General features: G+C 61.3%; 6 protein-coding genes. 5 read left to right on the top strand and 1 reads right to left on the bottom strand.

The window, feature by feature from the left end; translation table 11 throughout:
- Window positions 1-347: 347 nt before the first annotated feature.
- The 5 genes from aroB to AB1S50_RS07800 all read left to right on the top strand — a co-directional run bounded on the left by aroB (window position 348) and on the right by AB1S50_RS07800 (window position 10,353).
- On the top strand, window positions 348-1,433 hold the full coding sequence (gene aroB / locus AB1S50_RS07820) for a 3-dehydroquinate synthase (RefSeq protein ID WP_367149997.1): 1,086 nt from the start codon (window positions 348-350) through the stop codon (window positions 1,431-1,433).
- Window positions 1,434-1,721: 288 nt separating this feature from the next.
- Complete coding sequence (gene gltB / locus AB1S50_RS07815; RefSeq protein WP_367149996.1) at window positions 1,722-6,182, top strand: glutamate synthase large subunit; 4,461 nt, start codon at window positions 1,722-1,724, stop codon at window positions 6,180-6,182.
- A 10-nt stretch (window positions 6,183-6,192) separates the two neighbouring features.
- On the top strand, window positions 6,193-7,620 hold the full coding sequence (locus AB1S50_RS07810) for an FAD-dependent oxidoreductase (protein ID WP_367149995.1): 1,428 nt from the start codon (window positions 6,193-6,195) through the stop codon (window positions 7,618-7,620).
- 105 nt (window positions 7,621-7,725) lie between these two features.
- Window positions 7,726-8,805, top strand: a complete 1,080-nt coding sequence (gene hemE, locus AB1S50_RS07805; protein WP_367149994.1) for a uroporphyrinogen decarboxylase — start codon at window positions 7,726-7,728, stop codon at window positions 8,803-8,805.
- Between the two features lie 168 nt (window positions 8,806-8,973).
- The gene (locus AB1S50_RS07800; protein WP_367149993.1) at window positions 8,974-10,353 is read left to right on the top strand and encodes an HD-GYP domain-containing protein; all 1,380 of its coding nucleotides are present in this window, start codon (window positions 8,974-8,976) and stop codon (window positions 10,351-10,353) included.
- A 127-nt stretch (window positions 10,354-10,480) separates the two neighbouring features.
- Here AB1S50_RS07800 and asd read toward each other — a convergent pair whose 3' ends face one another.
- Entirely contained in the window at window positions 10,481-11,332 is an 852-nt protein-coding gene (gene asd, locus AB1S50_RS07795) for an archaetidylserine decarboxylase (RefSeq protein ID WP_367149992.1), read from the bottom strand.
- Window positions 11,333-11,344: the final 12 nt, after the last annotated feature.

The following is an 11,344-nucleotide window of genomic DNA, read 5'->3' as shown; positions in this document are numbered from 1 at the left end:
CCCTGTTGTGACAGAAAAGGTGCCAATCGAGGCAAGAGGAGCGCGGTTTGGTTGTTCCAAATGAGCGACGAGCAACGAAGAGTGGCGCCTTTTCCGGCACAACCCGAAGGGCTGCCCCTGGTTTCGCGCCCTGCGGCGTTAGAAATTGCTTATTGCGGACCCACCACACTCCGCAATTCCTGCCTTGCAGGCCACAAAACCTGAAGCAGCAGGGCTATCTCAGTTAGTGTGAAGATGCCCTATTAAAAGCGCCGCTGGCGGTGCCCCAAACTGTGCTAGAGTGCTGCGCTTGCAGGCAGTTTCGAAAACCAGTGTTATCACCGCGGGTGATTCAACGGAGGACAGTGGTGCACCGCTTTAACGTCGAACTGGGAGACCGGGGCTATCCCATCGTGATCGGCCGCCAACTCCTTGGGGATCCGCAGCAACTGCAGCCTTATATCCACGGCGATCAGGTACTGATAGTAACCAATGAAACCGTCGCCCCCCTGTATTTGGATACTTTGCGCAAAGGTTTGCGCGGTGTCGGACAGGTGGATCTGGTGGAGCTGGCGGACGGCGAGGCATTTAAAAATCTCGATACCCTCAACCGCATATTCGACACGCTTTTACAGCGGCGCCACAACCGCTCCACCACTCTGGTTGCCCTGGGTGGCGGTGTCGTGGGTGATATGACCGGATTCGCCGCGGCCTGTTATCAGCGCGGCGTCAACTTTGTGCAGGTCCCCACCACACTGCTGGCACAGGTGGACTCCTCGGTGGGAGGCAAGACCGGGGTCAACCACCCGCTGGGCAAAAATATGATCGGCGCCTTCTACCAACCCCAGCTGGTGCTGGCGGATATGGACACGCTGCAGACACTGCCTGAACGGGAGCTGTCGGCGGGGCTCGCCGAGGTCATCAAATATGGTCTTATCTGTGACGCTCCTTTTTTTGCCTGGATAGAGGCACATATGGAGGAATTGCTGCGGAGGGATACGCAGATACTCGCGCACGCTGTGCAGTTGTGCTGTCGCGCCAAGGCGACGGTGGTGGCGGAGGACGAGCGGGAGCAAGGCCGGCGTGCCATCCTGAATTTTGGTCACACCTTTGGCCACGCTATCGAGTCAGTCCAGGGCTATGGGCAGTGGCTGCACGGCGAGGCGGTCGCCGCGGGGATGGTGATGGCGGCTGAACTGTCCCGCCTGCAAGGGTATATAGATGCGGAACTGGTGGCTCGAATTCGCACCCTGCTACAGCGGGCCGGACTGCCCCAAGAGGCCCCCGAAGACATGGCCAGGGAGGATTTTTTTACCGCCATGGCGGTGGATAAAAAGGTGGTGGACGGTCGCCTGCGTCTGGTGCTGCTGAGACGATTGGGTGAAGCGATGGTGGTGGACGACACACCCAGAGAGAGGATTGCCGAGGCCCTGGCATTGTGTGGTGCGGGATGACCTGCTTTCCGCCTGTGGGTCGATTTTGAGGACTGGCTCACCAAATCCCACCCAATAAGCAGATAAATCTACTTATCAGGTCTGAGGCAGAATAAAAATCTGCATTTTCTTGCAATTGCAGGGTTGTCCCAGTAACATTGCGCGCCCCGGCGGAAAAACCGCAGGCATGAAACCACAATAACAAAAGCCCCTCAGCGGGCTTTTTTTGTCGGCGCGCCCCGCACACCGGCGCAGCGCCATGGTCGACCGCGTCGGGCGGGTCCCGTAACGATAACGATGGGGAATTCTATGGGTAGCGGCCTCTATCACTTGGATGAGTTTAAAGACAACTGTGGCTTTGGGCTGGTTGCCCACCTTAAAGGCGAAGTAAGCCACAAACTGCTGGAAACCGCGATCGAGTCTCTCACCTGTATGACCCACCGCGGCGGTATTGCCGCTGATGGAAAGACCGGGGATGGCTGTGGCCTGCTGCTGCAAAAGCCCGATGGCTTCCTGCGCCGGGAAGCGCGTCGCCTGTGGGGAATCGAACTCACCCAGAACTATGCCATCGGCGCCCTGATGCTGCCGCTCGATGAGGCCGCTGCAGACCGGGCGCGGGCGATATTGCAAGGCGCGCTGGAGGCAGAGGGGCTCAGGGTTGCGGGCTGGCGGTCGGTACCTACCGACCCCGAATGTCTGGGGCCCATCGCCCGGGCATCCCTGCCCCGTTTCGAGCATCTGCTGGTCAATGATGCCGAACAGCCGCTGGGGGAGGTACAGTTCAACGGGCGCCTGTTTGTCGCCCGCCGGCGCGCGGAGCAGCTGCTGGCCGAGGATCGGCTGGACGATGTGTATATTGCCAGCCTGTCGGCACAGGTGCTGGCCTACAAGGGGTTGATGATCCCCGCCGATCTGCCCAGGTTTTTTCCGGAGCTCGCTGACCCCTTTCTGGAAACCGCTATCTGCGTGTTCCATCAGCGCTTCTCCACCAACACCATGCCGCGCTGGCCCCTGGCACAGCCCTTCCGCCTGCTGGCCCACAATGGTGAGATCAACACCATCACCGGCAACCGCAACTGGTCCGTGGCCCGCACGCCAAAATTTGCCAGCCGGCTGTTGCCGGAACTCGCCACTCTGGCACCGCTGGTAAACCGCGAGGGTTCCGATTCATCGAGTCTCGACAATATGCTGGAAATGCTGGTGGCCGGTGGTATGGAACTGCATCGGGCGGTGCGCATGCTGGTGCCGCCGGCCTGGCAGAACGTCGAGAACATGGATTCGGATCTGCGCGCTTTTTACGAGTATATTTCCATGCACATGGAGCCCTGGGACGGCCCGGCTGGCTTGGTGATGACCGATGGCCGCTACGCCGTCTGCACACTGGATCGCAATGGCCTGCGCCCGTCCCGCTGGGTGATCACCAGGGACGATGTGATTACCGTCGCCTCCGAAATCGGTACCTACGATTACCAGCCGGAGGATGTGGTGGCCAAGGGCCGGCTGGGCCCTGGGCAGATGCTGTCGGTGGATACCCGCGAGGGCAAGCTGCTGCACACTGCCGATATCGACAACAAACTCAAGCAGGCACAGCCCTACCGCCGCTGGCTGAAAGACAAGGCGCGCCGTATCCGCTCCACGCTGGTCACCGCACCGGTGGACAATAATTTTTCCCTCCAGCAGTTCAAGGTGTACCAGAAACTGTTCAGTTCCTCCCTGGAGGAGCGGGATACAGTGGTGCGGCCCATGGCGGAGTCGGGCCAGGAAGCCGTGGGTTCCATGGGGGACGATACACCCATGGCGGTGCTGTCGCGCCACAACCGGGCCCTGTACGACTATTTCCGCCAGCAGTTTGCCCAGGTGACCAACCCGCCCATCGACCCCCTCCGGGAAACGATTGTCATGTCGCTGGAGACCTGCCTGGGGCGGGAAAAGTCGGTCTTTGAGGAGACGCCGGAACACGCCGACCGGGTGATATTGTCCTCCCCCGTATTGTCCCATATGAAATACACGGCCCTGCTGGACGTGGATCGGGTGGGCTTCGAATCAAAAATCTTTGATCTGAACTATGACCCGCAGCGGGTGGATCTCAAGGCCGCGATAGAAACACTCTGTGCGGAAGTGGAGCGGGCGGTGCGGGACGGTATTGTGTTGGTGGTACTGTCCGACCGCGAGATAGCGGCGGGCAAACTGCCCATCGATGCGCTACTGGCAACCGGTGCCGTACACCACCATTTGGTCTACGCCGGCCTGCGCTGTGACTCGAATATTCTGGTGGATACCGCCAGTGCCCGCGATGCCCACCAGCTGGCGTGCCTGGTGGGGGTGGGGGCAACGGCGGTACACCCCTATTTTTCCTACAGTATTATCAATCACCTGATCGATACCGGTGAACTGCTGCTGGATGCCGCCGAGGCGCAGAAAAACTACCGCAACGGCATCATCAAGGGCATGCTGAAGATCCTGTCCAAGATGGGTATTTCCACTGTCGCCTCCTATCGCGGTGCGCTGCTGTTCGAGTTGGTGGGGCTCCATCGGGAAGTGGTGGACCTGTGTTTTCCCGGCGCCGCCAGCCGTGTCGCGGGGGCGGACTTTTCCGATCTGCAGGTCGATATGGCGGCCCGCGCAGAGAATGCCTGGAAGGCGCGCAAGCCGGTGTCGCCGGGCGGTCTGCACAAATTCGTTCACGGGCAGGAGTATCACGCCTTCAACCCGGACGTAGTCACGTCGCTGCAGCAGGCGGTGCAGCGGGGTGATTACTCTGCGTGGCGGGATTACGCCACCCTGGTCAACCGGCGGCCGGTGGCGACGCTGCGCGACTTGTTGGCGGTGCGGGAGGGTATAGAGCCGATTCCCCTGGACGAGGTGGAGCCGGTGGAGAATATACTGCGCCGCTTTGACTCCGCCGCCATGTCCCTCGGCGCCTTGTCTCCGGAGGCGCACGAAGCGCTGGCCCAGGCCATGAACCGCCTGGGTGGCCGCTCCAATAGTGGGGAGGGCGGCGAGGATCCGGCGCGCTTCGGTACCGACAAGGTATCGAAAATCAAACAGGTGGCCTCCGGCCGTTTCGGTGTGACCCCCCACTACCTGGTCAATGCAGAAGTTCTGCAAATCAAAATCGCCCAGGGCGCCAAGCCCGGGGAGGGCGGGCAGCTGCCCGGTGGCAAAGTCAACGACCTTATCGCGCGACTGCGTTATTCGGTGCCTGGCGTTACCCTGATTTCGCCGCCGCCGCACCACGACATCTATTCCATCGAGGATCTGGCGCAGCTGATTTTTGATCTCAAACAGGTCAATCCGGAAGCACTGGTATCTGTGAAGCTGGTATCCCGTCCCGGTGTCGGCACTATCGCTGCAGGCGTGGCCAAGGCCTACGCCGACCTGATTACCATCTCCGGCTACGACGGCGGCACCGCCGCCAGTCCGATTACCTCTATCCGCTACGCCGGTTCCCCATGGGAGCTGGGCCTGGCGGAGACCCATCAGACGCTGCGGGCCAACGACCTGCGGGACAAGGTGCGGGTACAAACGGATGGCGGGCTGAAATCCGGTCTCGATGTGGTCAAGGCGGCAATACTGGGTGCGGAGAGTTTCGGTTTTGGCACGGCGCCCATGGTGGCGCTGGGCTGCAAGTACCTGCGCATCTGCCACCTCAACAATTGTGCCACCGGCGTGGCGACGCAGAACAAGGATTTACGCGACGAGCACTATATCGGCACCGTCGATATGGCCATGAACTTCTTCCGCTTCGTGGCCGCAGAGACCCGGGAGTGGATGGCCCGCCTGGGCGTGCGCACCCTGGAACAACTGGTGGGGCGCGTCGACCTTCTGCAAATTCTGCAGGGAGAGACCGGCAAGCAGCACAAACTCGACCTGGCGCCACTGCTGCACACAGATTCACTGCTGGAGGGTAAGCCCCAGACCTGCCAGCTGCCGCGGAACAATCCCTGGGACCCGGGGGCGTTGGCGGAGCGCATGGTGGCGGACATGCTGCCGGCCATTGAAAGCCTCTCCGGCGGTACCTTCAGTTACCGCGTGACGAATTGTGACCGCTCCATTGGCGCGCGCCTGTCCGGTGAAATAGCCCGGCGCCACGGCAACCAGGGCATGGTGGATGCACCGCTGAAAATCCATCTGGAAGGAGTCGCCGGGCAGTCGTTTGGGGTCTGGAACGCCGGCGGCCTGGAAATGTATCTCGACGGCGACGCCAACGATTATGTGGGTAAGGGCATGGCGGGGGGCCGGCTGGTGATCCGCCCACCAGCGGGCAGCAGTTTCGAGTCACAGAACACCAGTATTGTCGGTAACACCTGTCTCTACGGCGCCACCGGCGGCAAGCTGTTCGCCGCCGGCCGTGCCGGAGAGCGCTTCGCCGTGCGCAATTCCGGTGCCTTTGCGGTAGTCGAGGGGGCCGGCGACCATTGTTGTGAGTATATGACCGGTGGCATGGTGGCGGTGCTGGGCCGGACCGGGGTTAATTTTGGTGCCGGCATGACCGGTGGCTTCGCCTATGTGCTGGATCTCGAGCGCAACTTCTTCGACAAATGCAACCACGAGCTGATCGAGTTGCGCCGCATCAACAGCGAGGCGCTTGAGCCCAACCAGAGTCACCTGCGCGAGGTCATCGAAGAGTATGTCGCCGCTACCGGGAGCAGTTGGGGAGAAGAGCTGCTGGACAACTTTGACGACTACCTCAGCCGTTTCTGGTTGGTGAAACCCAAGGCCGCAAGCCTGGCCGGGCTGCTGGCGGACGTGCGCAAGCGGGGCGAGTAAGGGGACGACCATGACTCAGCGACTCAACAATGATTTTCAGTTTGTGGACCTGGACCGGATAGATCCGGCGAAAAAAGACATCATCACGCGCACCAACGAGTTCGTGGAGATATACCGGCCCTACAGCGAGCGCCAGGTAGCCAGTCAGGCCCACCGCTGCCTGGACTGCGGCAATCCCTATTGCGAATGGAAATGCCCGGTGCACAATTACATTCCCAACTGGCTGCGCCTGGTCACCGACGGCAATGTTATGGAGGCGGCCGAACTCTGCCATCACACCAATACCCTGCCGGAAGTGTGTGGCCGCGTCTGTCCCCAGGACCGCCTGTGTGAGGGCGCCTGCACCCTGAACGATGGTTTCGGTGCCGTCACTATCGGCAGCGCGGAAAAGTACATCACTGACACCGCCTTTGCCCTGGGCTGGCGGCCGGATCTGAGCCACGTGAAAAAAACCGGCCGGCGTGTGGCCGTGGTAGGTGCGGGCCCGGCGGGCCTGGGCTGTGCCGATGTGCTGGTGCGCAATGGCGTGCAGCCCGTGGTGTTCGATAAATATCCGGAGATCGGTGGCCTGCTCACCTTCGGTATTCCCGAATTCAAACTGGAAAAGTCCGTGATGCAAAAGCGCCGCGAGATTTTTACCGAGATGGGTATTGAATTCCGCCTGAATACTGAGATCGGCAGCGACATCAGCTTTGGCCAGCTTCTGGGCGATTACGATGCCGTGTTTATGGGTATGGGCACCTACGACTACATGAAGGGTGGCTTCCCCGGCGAGGAACTGCCCGGTGTTTACGATGCGCTGCCCTTCCTGGTGGCCAACGTCAATCGCAACATGGGCTGGGAGAAGAATTCCGGGGAATTTATCTCGGTCGACGGCCAGCGAGTGGTGGTGCTGGGGGGAGGCGACACCGCCATGGACTGTAACCGCACCTCCATTCGCCAGCGGGCCAGCAGCGTCACCTGTGTCTATCGCCGCGACGAGGAAAATATGCCGGGGTCCCGCCGCGAGGTGGTCAACGCCCGGGAGGAAGGGGTCAGGTTCCTGTTCAACCGCCAGCCGGTGGAAATTATCGGTGGTGGTGCAGCTGGCGGCGTCACCGGGGTCAAGGTGGTGACCACGCGGCTGGGTGAGCCGGATGAACAGGGCCGGCGCCGCCCACAGGTGGTGCCCGATTCCGAGGAAATTATTCCCGCTGAAAGGGTATTGGTCGCGTTTGGTTTTCGCCCCAGTCCGGCGGATTGGTTCGCCGACCACCACATAGAGGTTGCCGACTGGGGTGGCGTCATAGCGCCGGAAGAACAGGCGTTCAAGTTTCAGACCAGTAACCCCAAGGTGTTTGCCGGTGGGGATATGGTGCGGGGTTCCGACCTGGTGGTGACCGCTATCTGGGAGGGACGCCAGGCGGCGGAGGGCATACTCGACTATCTGCAGGTGTAGGTAGCGGCGATATTTTCCTCGGGCGCCGCCCCCACCGGGTGCGCCCTGTCCCCGCGAGCGCCGCCCGGCTACAATAGCGCCTCCTTGCAAACGGCTGTTGTATCCATGTCCCCCAATAAATCCCCGGAATTGAAAAATGACCGATTGCTGCGCGCACTGATGCGCCAGCCCGTCGACCGCACCCCCGTGTGGATGATGCGCCAGGCAGGGCGCTATCTGCCGGAGTACCGCGCCTCCCGCGCCCGTGCCGGGAGTTTTATGGACCTGTGCCGCAACCCCCAACTGGCCTGCGAGGTGACCCTGCAGCCGCTGGAGCGTTACCCGCTCGATGCCGCGATACTGTTTTCCGATATATTGACCATCCCGGATGCCATGGGCCTGGGGCTCTACTTCGAAGAAGGCGAGGGGCCCAAGTTTCACCGGCCACTGCGCAGTGCGGCAGATATTGAGGCGCTGCAAGTAGTCGACAGTGAGCGGCAGCTGGACTATGTGATGAACGCCGTCGCCACCATTCGCCGGGAACTGCACGGCCGGGTACCCTTGATCGGCTTTTCCGGCAGTCCCTGGACCCTGGCCACCTATATGATCGAGGGGGGCTCCAGCCGCGATTTCGCGCGCAGCAAGCAGATGCTGTACGACAAACCGGAGTTGATGCACCACTTGTTGGGGGTGTTGGCGGCTTCCGTCACCGATTATCTCAATGCTCAAATTCGCGCGGGCGCCCAGGCGGTACAGATCTTTGATACCTGGGGCGGGGTTCTCAGTCACGCTGCCTACCGGGAATTCTCCCTGCAGTATATGTCGCGTATCGTCAGTGGCCTGATCAGGGAGGCCGAAGGGCGGCCGGTACCGGTGATACTGTTCACCAAAGGTGGTGGTCAGTGGCTGGAGGCGATGGCGGACAGCGGTGCCGATGCCCTGGGGCTGGACTGGACCACCAATATCGGCAGTGCCCGTGCGCGGGTGGGTGACCGTGTCGCCCTGCAGGGTAATCTCGATCCGGCGGTGCTCTATGCCCAGCCCGAGCGCATACGCGCGGAAGTGGCGACACTGCTGGAGTCGTTCGGTGAGGGCCCGGGGCATGTGTTCAACCTGGGCCACGGCATTACCCCCGGTGTGGACCCGAGACACGCCGGCGCTATGATCGAGGCGGTACACGAGCTGTCGCCGCCATTTCACGGCTGAGATATGCCAACTGGTGATTTTTCGTGACACGCATCACAGGTGTTTCGCCTAGCAGGCGCTAGAATCCCCCTTTAAAGAAGCGATAGTGGGTAGCTCTATGCGCGTTTTGCGCTTTGGGCTTACTATCAGCATCTGTCAGCGATAATTGAGGCAGCGGTATTTTTCACCGTGGCAACTGAGCAAGCAAAGGTACATGTGGACGATCTGCAGCGGGGGATGTTTGTCTCCCGCCTGGATCGCCCCTGGACGCGGACACCCTTTGCGCTGCAGGGCTTTTATATCCGGGATCTGGCGGACATTCGCCAGCTGCAGAAATATTGCCGTTACGTTTATGTCGATGTAGTGAAAACCACCGGCGACGTCGGTCTAAAGTTGCGCCGCATGGTCAGTGCCTCTGGCTCTCGCGCAGGCTCTGGGGCCGCGGGCCGCAAGCGGGCCATCGCCATTCCCTGCCGTCCGGTGCAGGTGTCCCATCAGGCCCATCCGCTGCCGTCACCCGTGCGCCGGGAGGCACACAGGGCGCGCCGCCTGTACGGTGAGCTCGACACCGCTATGCGGAATCTCTCGGCGCAACTCGAGACAGGCCGCCCCCTGCCCCTGGTTGAGATCAGACGCAATGCGGAGTCACTGGTGGACAGTGTACTGCGCAGCCCCGATGCCGCTGCCTGGCTGGCTCGGGTGCGGGACAGGGACGCGCACACATACAGCCACTCCATCCGGGCGAGTATCTGGGCCATGCTGTTCGGGCGCCACATAGGCCTGCGCCACCAGGACCTGGTGCGACTGGCTACAGCCGCGCTGCTGAAGGACGTGGGTCTCACCTGCCTGCCGCAGGAATCCGTCACCACAGACCGGAGCGACCCCCGTGGCGAACTGGAATACCGCAAGTTTGTCGAGCTGAGTGCGCAATTGTTGTCGGCGGATACACAACTGGATCCACAGGTCACCGATATTGTCCGCGCCCATCGCGAGCGGCACGATGGCAGCGGCTATCCGCGCGGCTTGCGGGGGGACAAGATACCGGTGCTGGCGCGCATGTGCGGCATAGTCACTTTTTACGATGAAGTCACCAATCCCCGCGACGCAAGGGTTCCTGTGGCACCCTCCACAGCCGTCGCCCGGCTGTATGACCTCCGCGACAGCGCCTTTCAGGAGCAACTGGTGGTGGAGTTTATACAGGCCATCGGGCTGTATCCCACTGGCACTCAGGTGGAACTCTCAACAGGGGAAATTGGCGTGGTGGTGGAACAGAGCTATGAGCGCCGCTTAAAGCCAAAGGTGATGGTGGTGTTGGACAGTGATAAGCAGCCACTGCCCAAGGCGCGACTGTTCGATATGGCGGCGGACGATGACGCCAAGCAAAAGCTCATCGACCGGGGCAGTTTGAGTGTCGACGACAAGATCAGGATAGTACAGAGTGTGACACCGGACCTCTACGCGAGTGTGGATGTCGCGGCAGTGCGGGACAGCTATTTGTTTAGCCGGCGGCAACTGCCATCGCTGTTGGGCCGGATCTTCAGACCCTCCCGGAGCGGCAGCCGCGGCTAACCGGTTGCCGAAAAGGCCCTCCCTGGCTTTTCTCAGCCCGGGCTTGCGGCCGTAGCAAGCCCTCCACCGCCAATCAACCGGCTGCGAATCTGATTTAGAACCCCGCCAACACAAAGAGTGGCCGATGTCAGTCCAGCTCTCCAAATGCCTGGCCCATGCGCACCGGGCTTTCCGCCTGCAGAGCTTCCAGCCAGCGGACCCTGTCCGCCCCCAGTAACAAAATCACTGTGGAGCCCAGCCGGAAACGGCCCAGTTCTTCGCCCCTCTCCAGCCGAACCTGATCCTTTTGCCCATAGTGGGTGGTGCGGATACGCCGCCTGTAGGGGGTAACCAGCCCCGCCCATACCGTCTCGATACTGGCGACTATCATGGCCCCGACGAGGATCACGGCCATGGGGCCGGCACTGGTATCGAACAGGCACACTACACGCTCGTTGCGGGCAAACAGTCGCGGCACGTTTTCCGCGGTGGTCGTGTTGACGGAAAACAACTGGCCCGGTACATGGACCATCGCTTGCAGCCTGCCGGCGAGCGGCATATGGACCCGGTGGTAATCCTTTGGCGACAGATACACTGTGGCAAAGCTGCCCCCGGTAAACCGGGCAGCGGTTTCCGGATCTCCCCCCACCAGTTCCAGCAGACTGTAATCGCGGCCCTTGGCCTGGAAGATACGGCCGTTATGAATTTCCCCCAACTGGCTGATACTGCCGTCCGCTGGGCACACCAGGGTATCCTCGCCACCGGCGATGGGGCGGGCTTCCGGCTTGAGGGCGCGGGTGAAAAAATCGTTGAAAGTTCCGTAGGCGGTGCAGTCCTGCTCCAGCGCTTCTTCCATATCCACGTCGTATTTCTGTACAAACCAGCGGGTAAACGGATCCTTGATCCACTTGAGGCGGGTTTCCGCCAGCACACCGGCGGCGCGGGACAAGGCGCGCTGTGGTGTGAGGTATTGCAGGGAGCAGAACAATTTCGGGTGCATAGTTTTTTTACT

Origin of the sequence: Microbulbifer discodermiae, assembly GCF_040742695.1 — a bacterium.
In the GTDB taxonomy this organism is placed as follows: domain Bacteria; phylum Pseudomonadota; class Gammaproteobacteria; order Pseudomonadales; family Cellvibrionaceae; genus Microbulbifer.
The sequence above is the reverse complement of the archived record's forward strand: the minus strand, read 5'-3'. Positions and strand labels throughout refer to the sequence as shown.

Bases quoted from the DNA above. Each gene is read 5' to 3' on its own strand.
- gltB (WP_367149996.1), top strand. From the start codon at position 1,722: ATGGGTAGCGGCCTCTATCACTTGGATGAGTTTAAAGACAACTGTGGC.
- AB1S50_RS07810 (WP_367149995.1), top strand. From the start codon at position 6,193: ATGACTCAGCGACTCAACAATGATTTTCAGTTTGTGGACCTGGACCGG.
- hemE (WP_367149994.1), top strand. From the start codon at position 7,726: ATGTCCCCCAATAAATCCCCGGAATTGAAAAATGACCGATTGCTGCGC.
- asd (WP_367149992.1), bottom strand. From the start codon at position 11,332: ATGCACCCGAAATTGTTCTGCTCCCTGCAATACCTCACACCACAGCGC.